This window comes from Nonomuraea fuscirosea (assembly GCF_035917475.1).
GTDB classification, from domain to species: Bacteria; Actinomycetota; Actinomycetes; order Streptosporangiales; family Streptosporangiaceae; genus Nonomuraea; species Nonomuraea fuscirosea.
In genome coordinates this window covers 9,424,719-9,440,223 of sequence record NZ_CP109074.1, presented here as the reverse complement: position 1 = coordinate 9,440,223, position 15,505 = coordinate 9,424,719, and the positions used below count along the sequence as shown (strand labels likewise).

Annotated in this window: 13 protein-coding genes; 6 read left to right on the top strand and 7 right to left on the bottom strand. The window is 74.2% G+C overall.

Translation table 11 applies throughout. From position 1 onward, the window contains the following. Positions 1–16: 16 nt before the first annotated feature. The 3 genes from OIE67_RS43055 to OIE67_RS43045 all read left to right on the top strand — a co-directional run bounded on the left by OIE67_RS43055 (position 17) and on the right by OIE67_RS43045 (position 2,222). Positions 17–541 carry a sigma-70 family RNA polymerase sigma factor gene (locus tag OIE67_RS43055; RefSeq protein ID WP_245956022.1) on the top strand — a complete coding sequence of 175 codons (525 nt, stop codon included), beginning with the start codon at positions 17–19 and terminating at the stop codon, positions 539–541. 34 nt (positions 542–575) lie between these two features. Continuing rightward, positions 576–1,271 (top strand): zf-HC2 domain-containing protein, encoded by a 696-nt coding sequence (locus tag OIE67_RS43050; protein ID WP_326631365.1) that lies wholly within the window; start codon positions 576–578, stop codon positions 1,269–1,271. 102 nt (positions 1,272–1,373) lie between these two features. Beyond that, positions 1,374–2,222, top strand: a complete 849-nt coding sequence (locus tag OIE67_RS43045; RefSeq protein ID WP_326631363.1) for a PHP domain-containing protein — start codon at positions 1,374–1,376, stop codon at positions 2,220–2,222. 60 nt (positions 2,223–2,282) lie between these two features. Here the strand turns inward: OIE67_RS43045 and OIE67_RS43040 are convergent, their stop codons facing one another. From OIE67_RS43040 to OIE67_RS43020, 5 genes are all read right to left on the bottom strand, one after another. After that, the gene (locus OIE67_RS43040) at positions 2,283–4,556 is read right to left on the bottom strand and encodes a tetratricopeptide repeat protein (protein ID WP_326631361.1); all 2,274 of its coding nucleotides are present in this window, start codon (positions 4,554–4,556) and stop codon (positions 2,283–2,285) included. Continuing rightward, entirely contained in the window at positions 4,553–6,247 is a 1,695-nt protein-coding gene (locus OIE67_RS43035; protein ID WP_326631359.1) for an ABC transporter permease subunit, read from the bottom strand. The genes OIE67_RS43040 and OIE67_RS43035 overlap by 4 nt, the downstream gene beginning before the upstream one ends. Positions 6,248–6,316: 69 nt before the next feature. Beyond that, positions 6,317–7,573 (bottom strand): hypothetical protein, encoded by a 1,257-nt coding sequence (locus tag OIE67_RS43030; RefSeq protein WP_326631357.1) that lies wholly within the window; start codon positions 7,571–7,573, stop codon positions 6,317–6,319. Beyond that, complete coding sequence (locus OIE67_RS43025) at positions 7,557–8,195, bottom strand: ATP-binding cassette domain-containing protein (RefSeq protein WP_326631355.1); 639 nt, start codon at positions 8,193–8,195, stop codon at positions 7,557–7,559. The genes OIE67_RS43030 and OIE67_RS43025 overlap by 17 nt, the downstream gene beginning before the upstream one ends. Before the next feature lie 161 nt (positions 8,196–8,356). Then, a complete protein-coding gene (locus tag OIE67_RS43020) occupies positions 8,357–8,962 on the bottom strand; it encodes a dienelactone hydrolase family protein (RefSeq protein WP_326631353.1) in 606 nt (201 codons plus the stop codon). A gap of 82 nt (positions 8,963–9,044) precedes the next feature. Here OIE67_RS43020 and OIE67_RS43015 point away from each other — a divergent pair, with 82 nt between their 5' ends. The 3 genes from OIE67_RS43015 (at position 9,045) to OIE67_RS43005 (ending at position 11,503) form a co-directional block, all read left to right on the top strand. Beyond that, positions 9,045–10,238: an FUSC family protein gene (locus OIE67_RS43015; RefSeq protein ID WP_106244032.1), complete on the top strand. Its 1,194-nt coding sequence runs from the start codon at positions 9,045–9,047 to the stop codon at positions 10,236–10,238. Positions 10,239–10,241: 3 nt separating this feature from the next. Further along, positions 10,242–10,751, top strand: coding sequence for an SET domain-containing protein (locus OIE67_RS43010; protein ID WP_326631349.1), 510 nt, complete (start codon positions 10,242–10,244; stop codon positions 10,749–10,751). A gap of 65 nt (positions 10,752–10,816) precedes the next feature. Continuing rightward, entirely contained in the window at positions 10,817–11,503 is a 687-nt protein-coding gene (locus OIE67_RS43005; RefSeq protein ID WP_326631347.1) for a hypothetical protein, read from the top strand. Between the two features lie 64 nt (positions 11,504–11,567). On the opposite strand, the gene OIE67_RS43000 is transcribed toward OIE67_RS43005, so the two are convergent. Next, positions 11,568–11,936 carry a hypothetical protein gene (locus tag OIE67_RS43000; protein WP_326631345.1) on the bottom strand — a complete coding sequence of 123 codons (369 nt, stop codon included), beginning with the start codon at positions 11,934–11,936 and terminating at the stop codon, positions 11,568–11,570. Positions 11,937–12,039: 103 nt separating this feature from the next. Then, positions 12,040–15,486, bottom strand: coding sequence for a tetratricopeptide repeat protein (locus OIE67_RS42995; protein WP_326631343.1), 3,447 nt, complete (start codon positions 15,484–15,486; stop codon positions 12,040–12,042). Positions 15,487–15,505: the final 19 nt, after the last annotated feature.

Sequence of the window (15,505 nt, the reverse complement as noted above, 5' to 3'; positions counted from 1 at the left end):
GGGAGCACGCCCCCACGTGAATCACCGCGTAACCGACGAGGCCATGGTCCGAGCCCTCTACCGCGAATACGGCGCCCCCTTGATGGCCTTCGCCATCAGGCTGACGGGCGGCGATCGGCGCTGGGCCGAGGACGTCGTTCAGGAGACCCTCGTCCGTGCCTGGCGCAACATCCACGATCTCCGTACGGACTCGGGCTCGTTGATGCCCTGGCTGGCCACCGTCGCCCGCCGCGTCGTCATCGACAACCGCCGCCGCTCCGGCTCGCGCCCCCTCGACACGGTCGAGGACATCTCCGACCGCGTCCAGCCCGTGGCGGCCGAGGACGAGCGGCTGCTGCGGGAGATCGTCGTGACCGACGCGATGATGTCGCTGTCCCCGGCCCACCGTCAGGTGCTCACAGAGACGTTCCTGCTGGACCGCACCGTCCAGGAGGCGGCGGAGACGATCGGCGTGCCCGTAGGCACGGTGAAGTCCCGCGTGTACTACGCGATGCGCGCGCTGCGCGTCGCGCTTGAGGAAAGGGGGGTGACGTTGCCGTGATCGGACAGCGTCACAGTAACAGGGGGGTGACGCCATGACGGAGGTACACCACGAGGACGTGGCCGCGTACGCGCTCGGCCTGCTCAGTGACGACGAGCGGGCCGATTTCGAGCGCCATCTCGGCATGTGCCCGATCTGCGCCTCCGAGGTGGGGTCGTTCGCGGCGATGGGGGAGCTGATCAAGGGGGTGCACCCCGACGATCTGCTGCCGCATCCGCCGGACCAGCAGGTCGAGTCGCTTCTGGTACGCCGTGCGGCCGCCGAGCGCCGGCGCCGCCGGTTCCACCGGGGGTTCATGAGCGCCGCCGCGTGCCTCGTCGTCGCGGCCGGGATCTTCCTCGGCATCAGCTCCGTGACCAGCGGGCCCAACCCGGACAGCATCCACAGCCCGGCCAGGGCCCTGCTCATGACCGGCCGCACCTACGCCGTCAGCGATGCGTCCACCGGCGTCTCCGGGCTCGTCGGCGTGGAGGACAAGGGATGGGGGACCCACGTCGCGCTGGAGCTCAAGGGCGTCAAGGGGCCGTTGCAGTGCCGGCTGATGGCGGTCGGCGACGACGGCCGCTCCGAGGTGGTGGCGAGCTGGGGCGTGCCGGACAAGGGGTACGGCGTGCCGGGGGCCGAGGATCCGCTGCTGCTGCACGGCGGCACCAGCCTGCCCCAGTCCGAGATCAACCACTTCACGGTCCAGACCTTCGACGGTCGGATCCTGGCGTCGGTCGCGGTATGACCCGCACGAGTTCCCGGGGAGGCGTGCCCACGGTCGCCGGATGACCTGTACGAGTTCCGGAGGAGGCGTGCCCACGGCCGCCGTGTGACACCATCGGGGGCGATGCGCATAGACCTGCACAGCCACAGCAGCGCCTCCGACGGCACCCAGCCCCCGTCCGACGTGGTCAGGCGGGCCCGCGAGCGGGGGCTCGACGTGCTCGCGCTGACCGACCACGACACCGTGGCCGGGCACGCGTCCGCCGCCGGCGCGCTGCCGGCCGGGCTGACGCTCGTGCCCGGCATGGAGCTGTCCTGCCGGCGCGGCGGCCGGAGCATCCACCTGCTCGCCTACCTGTTCGACCCGCGCGAGCCGGAGCTGCTCGCGGAGTGCGCGCGGATCAGGCGGGCCCGCGAGGAACGCGCCAGGCTCACCGTCGAGCGGCTGGTGGAGCTGGGCGTGGCGGTCACCTGGGAGCAGGTGGCCGAGCTGGCCGCGGGCGCCCCCGTCGGGCGGCCGCACATCGCCCGCGCCATGGTCGCCGCCGGCGCCGTGGCCGAGCCGGCGCTCGCGTTCACGCCGGAGTGGATCGGGGCGGGCGGGCGCGCCCACGTCTCCCGTTACGCCCTCGACCCCGGGCACGCGGTACGCCTGGTGCGCGCGGCCGGGGGCGTGCCCGTCCTGGCTCATCCGAAGGCGGAACGGCGCGGCGAGGCGGTGCCGGACGAGTGGATCGCCGAGCTGGCCGCGGCCGGGCTCTTCGGCGTCGAGGCCGACCACCTGGACCACGACGAGGCGGCCCGCCATCACGTACGCGGCCTGGCCGGCGAGCTCGGCCTGGCCGTGACCGGCTCCAGCGACGACCACGGCGAGCTGACCGGGCACCGGCTGGGCTCGGAGACGACGGACCCCGAGGTCTACGAGCGCCTCGTCGCCACGGCGACGGGCGCGGCGCCGATCACCGGCGCCTGACGATCACCCGGTACCCGACGATCACCGCCGTCCGACGGCCCCGCCACCGCCCGCTTCGGGTCACAGGGCTTGGAGGAGGGCGCGTAGCTCGGTGATCTGCTGAGGCTCGGCGATCCCGTCCCACGGCGAGAGCGCGGCCAGCCCGGCGTCCTGGTGCCCGGCCGCCCGATCCCCGCGCAGCCGCCCCAGGTGCAGGTGGGCCAGCGCGGTGCTCACCCCGAACGGCGGCAGCCGCGGCTCGGCCTCCTCCAGCAGCGCCACCACGGACTCGGCCGCGTGCCCAGGATCCTCCAGCAGCACCCCGGCCCGCTGCACCAGGCAGCGCGCCCTGCCGGTCTCGTCCGCGGTCTCCGTGTAGAGGCGTTCGGCCTGCTCCAGGTGGGAGCGGGCGTCGAAGCCCTGGCCCAGGTAGTGGTGGGTGAGCGCGAGCAGTTCGTGCGCGTGCGCCTGCGCGCCGGGGTCGCCGGCCCGCCCGGCCAGGTCGAGGGCGCGGAACAGCACGGCCCTGGCGTCGGCGTACAGGCTGCGCGCCTCGGGGCCCCGGCCGTCGTGGTCGAACGTCTGCCCCTTGCGCATGAGGAGCGCCGCCACATTGGTCATCCTGATCGCGTGCCCGGTGACGTCGCCGCCGGACAGCGCCTGCCCGTACCGTACGAGCGCGACCTCCACGGCGGTGAACTCGTCGCCGCCCGCCAGCAGCAGCGCGGCGTGCTCCAGGTGCAGCTCGGCCGGCCACGACTCCACCCTGACGCGCAGCTCGGCCGCCTGGGTGAAGTGCTGGCGCGCCTTGCGCGGATCTCCCCAGGTGAGCTGGATCGCGCACTGGCGCAGCTCGGCGGTGGCCTGCACGCGCTCGTCCCCGAGCGCCTTCGCGGCGGCGGACAGCGCGGCCGCCGCCCGCAGCCGGTCCTCGTGCCGCTGTTCGAGCCGGAACCAGGCTTCCAGGCCGTCCGCGATCCGCCCGAGCGCGCGGGCGGTCTGGCGTCCTGGCTCGGCGCCGGCCAGGACCTGGAGCAGCACCCTGTCCTCCATCGCGAACCAGGTCCTGGCCTCGTCGGCGGGCAGCCGGGCGGTGTAGGCGGCGGCCTGCTCGGCGAAGTGCTCGACCAGGCGGCGCCAGGCGGCGTTCTCCTGCGGCGTCCCGGCCGCGCCGCTGTCCCTGAACGCGCCGGTCACCCTGACGCGCGTCATCCGTACGTTCTCCACCAGCCCGAAGTCCGCCAGCTCGGTGATCGCGTCGCCGGCGGAGGGCACCCCGAGCAGCGCGGCGGCGGCCTGGTGGTCGACCTCGGCGATCGGCAGCCCGGCCAGCAGGATGAACAGCTGCTTGGCCGTGGGCCGCAACTGCTTGATGCTCAGGTTGAGCACGAAGTCGAGCGTCTTGTCGATGGACAGGTTCCGCAGGTCGTCCACCAGCGACCGCAGCGGCACGTTGGGGTTGCCCGCCAGCCAGCGGCCCACCCTGACGATCTCCAGGGGGCTGCCCAGGCAGGCGTCCACCAGCAGCGCGAGCGCCTTGGGGTCCTGGGTCACGCGGTCGTCGCCGATGTGGCGGGCCAGCAGCGCCCGTCCGGCCTCCGGCGCGAGCGGGCCGAGCTGGATCGGCTCCGCGTGCTGCGGCAGCTCGTCGGAGAGCGTGCCCGCCACCACGATGTGCGCGCCGGGCACCCTGGTCGGCAGCCAGTCGACCTGGCTCCACGTGCTGACGTTGTCGAGCAGGAGCACGCAGCCGGTGCCGTTGAGCGCCTCGATCACCTGCGCGGTGGCGTCCTGCGGCTCCTGGATGCCGCCCGGCGGCCGGTTGAGCGTGCGCAGCACCCGCTGCGCCACGCTCAGCGCCGTCTCCGGATGTTTCCTGTCGGGGCCGCGCAGGTCGGCGTAACGCTGCTTGCGGGCCTCGCCGGCCAGGTCCCAGACGGCGCTGATCGCCACGGAGGAGGTGCCCGAGCCCATCGCGCCCTGCACCACGACCAGGCCGCGTTCCAGGGCCAGGTCCTTGACCTGCTGGAGCTCGGCGTCCCGGCCCACCAGGCCGTCCGGCCGGTCGGGGAAGGGCATGGGGGCCAGGGCGGGGCGGGCGGGGCGTTCGCGGCGGCGGCGGACGAGATGGGTGATCCAGCCGGCCGCGATCGGGAAGGGCAGCGCGAGGATCGCCAGCAGCCAGGTCGGCAGGTCGCCCGCGAGCTGCTTGATCAGCTCCTCCTGGAACAGCAGGAAGGTGCCGCCCGCCGTCACCAGCCCGCCCAGGCCGAGCTCGGGCAGGTGCGCCGTGGCCCGCCGGTGCCACCGCGACAGCCGGAACCCCAGCCGGTCCTTCCGCGAGATGTCCGTCACCGCCGCACTCCTCGGGTCAGGCCCCGGTACAGGCGGCGGGCGGTGACGGCGACCACGAGCACCGGCACCGCGGTCGCGATCACCGCCTGCGCCGCCAGCGGGCTCGCGGCGCTCATGAAGTGGCGGGCCTGCTCCAGCAGGATCAGCGGCAGGTGGTCGCCCGACGGCCAGTTCAGCAGCAGCCCGACGACCGCGTCGTTCCAGACCAGGACGAACGCCAGCACCCCGGCCAGCACCACGGCGGGCCGCGCCTCGCGTACGACGTGGAACAGCTCCCAGCGGTCGCGGGCCAGCATGGGGGCGGGGACCTGGACGAACGCGTTGTGCAGGACCAGCACCGCCAGCGGGATCACCAGCGCCGCGTGCACGATGGCCAGCGCGGGAGCGGTGCCGATCGGGCTCAGCCAGCGTTGCAGCGGCACGGCGAACGCCTGCGGCGGCAGCGCGGCCAGGGCCACCGAGACCAGCAGGACCGGCCGCCAGGCGCGGCGCGGCAGCAGGTGCTCGTGGGCCAGCACGTACGCGGCCGGCACCGCGGCCAGCAGCACCACGCACACGACCGCGAAGGCCCGCAGGAACGTGGTGCCCAGCGCGGCGGTGAACCCGTCGTCGGCGAAGGCGTCGGCGTACGAGGAAAGCGTCCACGGCCCGCCGCTCCACCACCCCGACCGGGCGGCGGCGGCCGGCTCGCGCAGGGAGGTGAGCAGCAGCGCGACGAACGGCAGCAGCCACAGCGCCGACACCACCGCGCACAGCGGCCACAGGCGCCGGCCGCGCGCCGGAGGAGGCGCGGGCGCCGGCTCGGACCAGCTGACCCGCCCGCGCAACCCGAGCAGCGCCAGCGAGGCCGCCCCCGCCACCACCAGCGACATCAGCACCGCGAGCGCCGCGGCCCCCGCGTCGCCCAGGTCGTCGTTGTGCCGCCACCAGAACAGCCCGCCGCCCTCGACCAGCGCCTGCATCGACCCGGGCGCGCCCATCAGCACCAGGTCGAACACGCGGGCCGCCGCCACCAGCGCGAACACGTACGCCAGCGCGGCAGGACCGGCGAGCGCGGGCAGCACCACGGACCAGATCCGGCGCCGCCGGGTCACGCCGAACGCCCTGGCCATCCGCAGCAGCCCGGCCGGCAGTCGCGCCAGGGCCTCGTGGAAGACCAGGAACGCGATCCCGGCCCACTGCCAGACGAACGCCAGCCCGAGCACCAGCCAGATCCAGCCGGGACCGAGGAAAGGCGTGTCGGAGCCGAGCAGGGCGGCGGCCAGCCCGCGGTGGTGGCTGGTGTCGAACAGCAGCCGGAAGATCGCCCCCGTGGTGAGCGGCGAGACCACGGCCGGCAGGACCAGGACGACGCGCAGCACCCGGCCGGGCAGCGGGCCCGCGTTCCTGGCCAGCCAGGCCAGGCCCAGCCCGACGGCGCAGACGACCAGGACCAGCACCCACCACAGCAGCGTGTTGCCGAGCGCCTGCCAGGCCGCGGCGTCGCTCAGCACGCCGGCCCACGCGCCCGGCTCCGAGAAGCTGATGCCCACGGTCACCAGCAGCGGGGCCAGGATGACGCCCGCCGACAGCAGCACCGCGAGCAGCAGGTAGAGGAAGGCGTGCCGGCGGCTGAGCCGGTGCCCGACGGCCGGCACCCCCGCGTCGTGGTGCGGCGCCACCTCGAACAGGAACGCGTTCCGATCAGTCATCGCGCACCCCCGCGACCCGCCCGCCCACGGACCGGCGCCCCGCGCTCGGCCCTCGCGCGTAGCGCCCGCTCATCGGACGCCCTTCCCGGCGGCGGCCACGATCTTGTCGCGGGCGGCCGCGGCGGCTCGCGACGGGGCCGCCGCCTCCGCCGCGACCTCGGTGAACAGCTCGGTGAGCACCCGCCACAACCCCCTGCCGTCCCCGCCCTCCAGCGGCCCGATCAGCCGGTCGGACAGGTCGTAATGGCGGTTCGCCCCCTGGTTCAGCTCTTGCGCGGGCCCGCGCAGCAGCGGGTGGGACGGCACGCTGAACGGCGTCAGGAAGCCACCGTCGTCGACCCAGGCGGTCAGCTCGTCCCGTTCACCCGGCTCGCGCGGCCTGGTCAGCCAGTCGACGAAGGTGACGGCGTCGGGACCGCCGCCGCGCATGGCCACCGCCACGTCGCCGCCGACCACGAGCGGCGGCGCCTTGCCCTGGTGGGCGGGGAAGCGGAAGTGCCCGGCCACGTTCACGCCGCCGTGCAACTCGATGACCGGTAGCGCGAAGTCGGGCGCGGCGACCAGGTCGGCGGTGCGGTAGGTGAAGACGTCGAGGATGGAGTCGTGGAACTGCAGGGTCAGCGCCCGCCGCCCCTGCTCGGGGGTGAACGCCTCGCGCCAGATGTCGGCGAGCAGCGTGAGCGCCTCGGTCACCTGGGGCACGCCCCACCAGTCCGCGTTGCCGCGCCCGGCGGGCGGGAAGAGCCCGTCGTACACCTCGGGGGCGTAGGCGAGCAGGACGTTCTCGAACCAGTCGCTGAGCACCCACCCGTCGGCCGCCCCGATCGCCAGCGTGCCCGGCGCCGGCCTCCAGGTGGCCAGGTCGGCGGGCCGCGCCTGCTCGCCGGCGCGGTGCCACACGAGCGACTTGTGCGCGAGCTTGAACCAGGTGCCGAGCTCCTCCCCGCTCCCGTACGGCGTCACGAGCCGCCGCCAGAACCCGGGCTGCGGGTGACCGCCCTCCCTGGGCCGGACGCGGGGGCGTACGAGAGGATCGAAGAGCAGCCCCAGCCGGGGGATGACCGCCACGTCGGGGATGACGTCCTGGGCGGGCCCGCGCAGCAGGGCACTGATGTTGTCGCCGGCCGAGTAGACGCTGACGGGCCTCCTGAACCGTTCCACGAACGCGTCCACCACCCGCCGGAACCGGCCTAACTCCGCCCCGCTCCAGACCACCGCGACGCGCAGCGGCGGCTGCGCCGCGCAGCCCGCCAGCGCGGCGCCCGACACAGCGCCCGACACGACGCCCGGCACGGTGGCGAGCAGCGCCCTACGGCTGAGCGGCATCGGCGATCTCCCAGTAGTGAGAGGGGGAGGCGAGGCTGGCCACCCTGGTCCTGTCGTCGGTGACGACGAGCACCGCGAGCCCGGGATCGGCGCCCAGGGCGCCGCTCACGGCGGCGTGGCAGGGCCCGCAGCCCGTACGGTCCTCGATCACCATCACCTTCACCGGCAGCAGCCGGCACAGGGCGCGGGCCAGCGCGACGCTCAGCCGCTCGTCGTGGGCCAGTTCGTGCGGTCGTGAGCGGAGAAAGCCCTGGATGTCGAGCCGCCTGGCCATGTACGCGATCCGCCCGTGCACGAACGACGGGGCCAGGTCGTCGCGGGCGGCCAGTGCCAGGTTCCGCTCGACGGTCAGGTGCGGCAGCAGCCCGGCGTTCGCCGGGACCAGCCCGATCTCGCGCTCCGCCGGCAGCCGCATGGTGATCTCCTCGCCGCCGACCAGGATCCGGCCGCCGAGGGGCATCTCCAGGCCGAGCAGCAGATCGGTGAACGCGTCGGCCTCGGCGGCGTCGGCGGCCACCACCACGGCGGTCTGGCCGGGGTCGAGCGTCAGCGGATCCGGCGCCAACCGGCGCCGGGTCGCGCGCGGGTCCCAGGTGAGGCCGGTGATCTCCAGAAGTGACACGTGTGCAACCGCCGTGGTCTCGCCCTGTCATCCGCACTTGACGTTTTCACAGTCGGTGGATCACGGCAACGTGATTGCCCGATCCCGCTACGTGCACACGGGCCGATCCCGCCGCGTGCTTGCGGGCCTGTCGCGCGATGGGCTCGCCGGTCGACCCCGCGCTACATGATGGGGTGCGCTCTGAAGTGGACGCGGAACCAGTCCGTGGCGTGACCGGCCACCGCGTCCAGCGCGCCGGGCTCCTCGAACAGGTGGGTGGCGCCGGGCACGACCGCGATCCGGCTCTCGACCGCCAGACGTTCCTGGGCCTGCTCGTTCAGCTCCATCACCACCGGGTCCCTGCCGCCCACGACGAGCAGCGTCGGCGCGCGTACCGCCGCCAGCCTGGGCCCGGCCAGGTCGGGCCGGCCGCCGCGCGAGACGATCGCGGCGACGTCGTTGCCGGGCGTGGCCGCCGCCCACAGGGCCGCCGCCGCCCCGGTGCTGGCGCCGAAGTAGCCGATGGGCAGGCACGCCGCCTCGAGTTGCTCACGCGCCCACGCGGTACGTTCCAGCAGCCGCCCGGCCAGCAGGCCGATGTCGAAGACGTTCGCCCGATCGGCCTCCTCCTCCGGGGTGAGCAGGTCGAACAGCAGCGTGCCCAGCCCGGCCTCGTTGAGGGCGCCGGCCACGTACCGGTTGCGCGGGCTGTGCCGGCCGCTGCCGCTGCCGTGGGCGAACAGCACCAGGCCCTGCGCCGCGTCAGGAACGATCAGATCGCCGGACATCGGTCCCACCTCTCTCGCCGCACGCTGCCGCTACCCGGTTACGGGCAGCTCTATCAGCCGCCTAGCTGGGCATTTATTCGATATGGAGACCGAAACCGGGCGCCAACCCGCACCGGCCGGTTCCCCGCTCGAACGCATCGTCTCAGGCGGGGCGTCGGCCCTCGGGCTCGTGCGCAGCATGGGGATCGGGCGCTGGCTGCGCATGGAGCGGGAGGTGCTGGCCCAGACGGTCAAGGTGACCGGCGCGTGCGTGCTCGGGTGGTGGCTGGCCGCGTACGTGCTCCATCTGGACCTGCCGGTGCTCGTGCCCGTCGGCGTGCTGCTGACGGTGTCGGCGACCGCGTACAGCACGCTGGTACGGGGCGCCCAGCAGGTCATGGCCGTCGTCGTGGGCGTGGCCGGGGCCACCGCGCTGGTCTGGCTGATGGGCGTCAACGCGGTGACGCTGGCCGTGCTCGTGGTGGCCGGCCTGGTGGTGTCGCGGCTGCTCAACCTGCCCGCCCAGAACGTGCAGATCCCGATCTCGGCGCTGCTGGTGTTCGCCCTGGGCAGCAGGTACGGCTTCGAACGCCTCGCGGACGTGCTCCTCGGCGCGGCCATCGGCATCGCGGCCAACCTCCTGGTCGCGCCCCCGCGCTACGTGGACAAGGCAGGCAAGGAGCTGTGCGGCCTGTCCGCCGAGCTGGGTGACCTGGCCGACGACATCTCGCGCGGGCTGCGGGAGGGGTGGGACGCGGAGACGGCCCGCGAGTGGCTGGATCGGGCGAGGACGCTCTCGCAGCGGCTTGAGGACACGGAGCAGGCCGCCGAGCAGGCGGCGGAGTCGGTACGCCTGTCGCTGCGCCGCCGCCGCTTCGACCGCAGCCTGAACCAGGTGGCCGAGGCCGCCACCTGTCTCGACCACGCCTGTCACCAGCTCAGGAGCCTGGCCAGGGGCCTGGTCGACCTCATCGCCGGCGTGCGCGGCCTGCCGGGCGAGCGCGGGGCCGACCTGCCCGAGGCGCTGGCGGACGAACTGGCGGCGCTGGCGCGCGTCTTCCGCGGCTTCGGGGCGCTGCAGGTCGGCCGGGGCAGGCGGGAGGACCTGGCGGATCTGCGCGCCGCCCTGAAGGAAGGGGAGTGGCAGCAGCAGCGGCTGGCGACGACGTTCCGGCAGACCAGGCACGCGGAGCTGGGCCTGCTGCAGGGCGCGCTGCTGGACGCCTGCGCGCGCATCCGCCACGAGTTCGACCCGGACGACGGCCCGCACACCGCCGCCTTCCCGACGCATGATTGACCCATGCTGGAACCCCCGGACCCCGACTGCCGGCTCCACCCGCACCTGGAGGTACGGCCTTCGCGCATCGAGGGCACGGGCCTGTTCGCCACCGCCGCCATCCCCGCCGGCACCGTCGTCTCCCGGATGGGCGGACGCCTGGTGGACGACGCCGGCCTGCGCCGGCTGCTCGCCGCGCCCGGATACGTCGACACCATCACGGTCGACACCGATCGCCACCTGGTCCTGCCGCCCGGCCGTCCCATCGGCAAGAGCAACCACAGCTGCGATCCGAACCTGTGGTGGACCGGCCCCTACACCCTGGCCGCCCGCCGCGAGCTGGTTCCCGGCGACGAGGTCACCAACGACTACGCCACCAGCACCGCCGATCCCGGCTTCGTCCTCGACTGCCGGTGCGGCACGGCGCTCTGCCGAGGCCGGGTCACGGGGGAGGACTGGCGCCGCCCCGAGCTGCACGAGCGTTACGGCGAGCACTGGGTGCCGGCGTTGCTGCGGCTCATCGCCAGAGCCTGAACGTGATCACCCCGCCGCTGCTCATCTTCCCCGCTTAGGACGCCGGTGCCTGGCATACTGCTCGGATGTCCGATTTCGCCGAGTTCCGTGCCAAGGGACGTGAAGCCCTGCTGTCCGGCCGGGCCACCTATGACAGTCCCATGGTCGAGGGCGCCCGTCGCTGGGGAGCCGCTGCCGTGCTGCGGCCCGAGGGCGAGGTCGTGGCCCGCCTGACGGACCTGGCCGCCACCCTCGACGCACCCGGCCACTGGGTGCACGGCGGCCGGACCCTGCACGCCACGATCAGCTCGCTGGAGCCGTACCGGGAGAGCATCCCCGTGGACGACCCGCTGCGCACGGCCTACGGCGCGGCGCTGGCGGAGGCCGCCGAGGACCTGCCGCCGGCCAGGGCGTACCTGGCGGGGGTGAGCCCGCATCCGGGCGGCGTCCTGGTGGGCGTGCACCCGCTGGACGAGACCCTGGACACGCTGCGCAAGCGCTTCGCCGGCGCGCTGGACGCGCGCGGCGTGAAGGACCTGGACCACGGTCGTGTCCGCGATTTCTGGTACGTCAGCGTGCTGCACTTCGCCGCCCCGCTGACGGACGCCGGGCGGATCGTCGAGTGGTGCGACGCCCACGCGGACGCCGACTTCGGCACGGCCGAGCTGCCGACGGCGGAGATCGTCCAGTTCGCCCTGACGGGCACGGCCATCCGCGTGGACCGCCTGGAACAGGTCACGCTGGGCACCGCCGGACCCCGGCCCCTCTTCTGAGGAGCCGGGGCCGCCCCCGTTCGCGCAGGCCGGAGCGCCGCGTTTCGACGGCTGAGCCTCACGCTCAGCTCAGCAGCAGCGCCGTGACGAAGTGCAGCAGGTGCCAGGCGACGTAGGCGCTGAGCGAGCAGAACGCCCACTCCTTGCCCCGCCCGATCCCGGCGATCCAGCGCAGTTCCTCGGCCGGCTCCCGCCGCGCCCGCAGGCTCCTCGTGACGAAGTACGCCGAGATCAGCCAGGCCGCCCCCGACCCTGCCACGAGGGTCAGCGAGAGGGCCATGAGCACGGGCGAGCCCACGGGAAGGTCGGGGGGCAGGAACTGGCGGCCCCAGACCCCCGCGACCCCGGCGAGCACGACGGCGGTGATCCGCCTGTCCTTACGCGCCTGTCGCTTGAGCCATTGCAGGTCTCGACGCAGATGATTCTTGAGCATCCGGATCACCTCCGAGTGGAGTAGCTGGCCCTGCCAGCTAACGAGAAGATCCGGAAAAGATCTGCGACCTCTGATTTCCACTTTCCCGACTTATGTCGGCCTTTCACGACAAATTGCGGATTTCCGCGGCGACCCGCTGCGCCTCCAAAACGTCGCCCACCTCTTCCAGCGTCCGCCTGGCGTCCCGGAGGTAGGCCAGCGCCGCCCCGCGCCGCCCCAGCCGGGCCGAGATCAGCCCGAGCGCCCGCAACGCGCACCCGTGGTCCCGCCGCGTCCCGCACTCCAGGTGCACGTCCCTGGCCTGCCGGGCGTACACCAGCGCCTCGTCCGCCCGGTCCAGGTCGAGCAGCACCATGGCCAGGGTCGTCAGCGCCGCCGCCCACCGGTCGCGGGTGCCGGTCTCGTTCTGCAGCTCGGCCGCCTCCCTGGCCGGGTCCAGCGCGCGGCCCGGCTCACCGGCCGTGTGCAGCGCCGTCGCCATCGACAGCAGCGCGCTGGCCCGGTTGTCGCGCAGCTCCTCCCTGATCTCCAGCGACGCCGTGGCCGCCCGCAGCGCGGGTCCGTGCAGCCCGAGCGACAGGTACGTGTACGCCAGCGTCTCCTGCACGTCGGCCTCGGCCCGCCGGTTGCCCATGCCCTGCACGATGTCCAGCGCTTCGAGCGCGTACACGAAGGCCACCTGGGGCAGGCCCTGCCGCCGGCGCACCCGCGCGAGCCGGTTCAGCATGCGGGCCTCCACCGGCTCGTCGTGGATGACCCGGCTGATGACCAGTGCCTGGTTCAGGTAGTCGTCGGCCCGCCGGTAGTCCGACAGCCGCCAGTGCACCAGCCCGATGTCCCCCAGCGTCTCGGCCTTGCCCTGCTCGTGGTGGAGCTCCACCTGCACGGCCAGCGCCTGCTCGTAGTGGTCGAGGGCCTCGTCGTAGCGGGAGCCGTTGCGGGCGATCCGGCCGAGCGCGCACAGGGCCCGGCCGCAGCCGTACTGGTCGCCGGTGGCCGTGTATCCGGCGAGGGCGCGTTCGGCGTCGCGTTGGGCGTCGTGCTGCAGCCGCAGCAGGTCGTAGCTCTCGGCCAGGCAGAGCAGCGTCTCCGCCTCGGCGTGTTCGTCGCCCAGCTCGTGGCAGATGGACAGCGCCTCCAGCCCCTCGGACAGCGCTGCCTGCGGCTCGCCCAGATTGCGCTGCACCGTGGCCAGGATGATCAGGCTCTGCGCGGTGCCGCGCCGGTCGCCCAGCTCGGCGCGTACGTCGAGGGCCTGCCCGGCGTGCTGCAGGGCCAGCTCGTACCGCTCCTGCGACAGGTGCAGCCGCGACAGCGCGTGCAGGCTGCCGGCCACGCCCGCCCGGTCGCCGATCTCCCGGTAGAGGTCGAGGGCCTCCCCGGCGCAGGCGAGCGCCTCCTCGCTGTTGCCCGCGATGCCGTGCACCTCGGCCAGGTCGTTGAGCGCCCGCGCCCGTCCGACGCGGTCGCCGAGCGAGTCGAAGTCGGCCAGCGCCTCGCCGATGAACCTGGCCGCCAGCGTCGACGGCCCGATGTCGCGGTGGATCGAGCCCAGGTGGCCGCGCATCAGCGCGATGGCCCGCCGGTTGCTCACCTGCATCGCGGAGGCCAGCCCGCCCTGCTGGATCTCCAGGTTGTTCTCGTAGTACCGCAGCCGCCTGAACGGCTCGAACACCGCCTCCGCCAGCCGCCAGGCCATCCCGTGCGCGCCGCTCTCCTCGGCCAGCCGGACGACCGAGACCAGCGAGCGCCGCTCCGCCTCGAACCACTCGCGCGGCGTCTCCGGGTCCGAGGCCACCGCCAGGTAGTGGTCGAGCAGCCGCGCCCTGGCCTCGCGCACGCCCGCCTCCGCGTGCCGGCCCAGCTCCCTGGCCAGCCGCTTGACCAGGTCGTGCACCCGGTAGCGGGGCCCGGGCAGCGGCTCGACCAGGTACGCCCGGTGCAGCCCCTCGACCGCCAGCACGGCCTCGCTCACCGGCGCGCCGAGCGCCGCCGCCAGCACCTCGGGCGTGAAGTCCCGTCCGGGCAGCAGCCCGACGTGCCGGAACGCCCGCCGCTGCGCCCGGCTCAGCGACTCGTACGCCAGGTCGAGCGCCGACCTGAACGCCTCCTCCGGATCGCCCACCAGCAGCCGATCGGGTCTGCGCAGCTCACGCACCCGCGAGCGCACGCTCAACCCGGGGTTCTCGGCCAGCTTGGCCGCCGAGATCCGCAGCGCGAACGGATGGTACGAGCACACCCGCGCCAGCTCGGCCAGCGCGTCCCGGTCGGCGGCCCTGGGCGAGCCCTCACCGAGCACGGCCACCAGCAGCGCCACCGCGTTACCCGGATCGAGCACCGGCAGGTCCATCAGGTCGGCGTGCCCGGTGGCGCGCAGCGGCGCCATCCGCGTCCTGCTGGTGACCAGCACCACGCAGTCCCCGCTGCCCGGCAGCAGCGCCCGCACCTGCGCCGGGTCGGCGGCGTTGTCGAGGATGAGCAGCAGCCTGCGCCCGGCGATCCTGCTGCGGTAGAGCAGCATCAGCTCGGCCTCGTCGGCGGCGGGCATGTGCTCGCCCACGCCGAGCGAGCGCAGAATCTGCCCGAGTGCCTCGGCCGGGCTCATCGGCGGCTGCGTGGGTGACTGGCCGCGCAGGTCGATCACGATCTGCCCGTCGGGGAACCGGTCGGCGTGCATGTGGCCCCAGTGCGTCACCAGCGCGGTCTTGCCCACGCCCGGCAGGCCCTGCACGACCATGGTGTTCGTCCTGCTGGGCCGCTTCAGCCAGGCGGTGAGCAGTTTCAGGCTCTGGTGCCGCCCGGTCAGGTCGGGCACGGTGGCGGGCAGCTGGCGCGGCTTCGGCACCTCGCCCACCGGCAGCGGCTCGGCCGGGCCCGCGGCCCGCGTCAGGAACGGCGTCACCCGGCCCTGCCACGGCGCCGACAGGTGCTCCCAGCTCCCGGCGGCGGCACGCAGCGCGGAGGGGTCGGCGATGCGCAGCCGCCGGTATCCGGGCCGCACCAGCCAGCCGCGCCGCGCCCACTGGCCGAGCTGGCGCTGCACCACGTCGGGCGAGGTGCCGACCAGGTCGGCCAGGGTCTCGGTCGACAGCGGCGGCGGCGACTCCGAGGCCAGGCCGTAGCGCTCGTCGAGGTGCAGCAGCCACACCGCCAGCCGGGCGGCGACCGGGGCGCGGGCCAGGGCCTCGTGCTTGCGGGCGGCCACGTTCCTGGCGAACAGCTCCTGGATCAGCGCGCCCGCCACGGCCGTGCCGGCGCCCGCGCGCTCACGGAGCCGGCGCAGGTCGATCGGCCAGAGCCGCACCTCGGTCAGCGCGTCCACCCGGACGCGGTCGGCGGGGCTCCAGAAGGCCAGCTCGCCCACGAGGTCGCCGTCGCCGCGCAGGTCGTGCACCACCTCGCGGTCGCCGGCCGGGCCGTACTCGCGGGCGTAGCCGTAGTCGATGACGTACACGCTGGGCGTCGGCCGGAGCGGCGAGCAGATCACCTCGTTGCGGCGGTAGAGCCGCGGACGGACGCCCTCCTCGACCAGCGACCTGAAGAACCCCACCGGACACCACCCCCTTTAG